We start from the raw sequence: 752 nt of genomic DNA on the forward strand, positions 1-752 counted from the left end.
CAGCAGGGCCTCCCACCTAACTTCTTTGCTCCAGCCGAATTTTGAGGTGGGAGTTTTACTGCCCGCAAATAGCGGGATAAATAAAAAACGTCAGCTTATAGGCTGACGTTTTTTATTTCATTGTGAATGCGATGAAGAAACAAATTTAAAAAATAAATGATCATGAATTGGAATAGCAGCTCCGATTCCTTGAGATGTAATATTTTTCACGACAAGCTTTTTTTGATTCCCTTTTAACACAAGGTAGACTTCTCCAAATGTTACTTTTCCTTTTTCATTTACTGCTGGTGTATACGCATATAAATATCCAAGTTGACTTGGACTAATATTATAAACACGCTCATGTCCGGTACCATAACCAATGGTTGTTTTAAATGAAAGTGGCAATTGTACTTTTTCAAGCGCTTTTAGAAGCATCATTTTTTTCACATCTGTAGTATCCTTCATATCTGCTGTTAAATCACCTTCGATTGTCTTTTGGGTTTCTTGCTTATAGCGAAGTGGGTATAAGCGATCCCCTCCGCGATTATCATATACATTTCGATTTACTTGCTTATATTCCCAATTAATCGATGTGTCTATTGACTCATAATTTAATGCCCATTGCCCTAAATAAATTTTCGCTCGGTACCCTACYGCAAGCGGTGCATTCGAAATTGTYGTTTCATTAAACATTCGAATTAAATCWGGRTTTTCAATTTTGATATTTGCTGTTTTCAATAGTTCTTGMGCAAACTTACTTGGCTGTAAAC

At 36.1% G+C, this 752-nt stretch carries 1 protein-coding gene; it reads right to left on the reverse strand.

All coding sequences use genetic code 11. The annotated features are described in order from the left end of the window. Positions 1-117 precede the first annotated feature (117 nt). Positions 118-752 (reverse strand): YfkD family protein (locus AC1DJR_RS32255; protein ID WP_477004500.1); only part of this gene is annotated, 635 nt, incomplete at its 5' end.

It is taken from the genome of Bacillus sp. 05T31, from assembly GCF_056396725.1.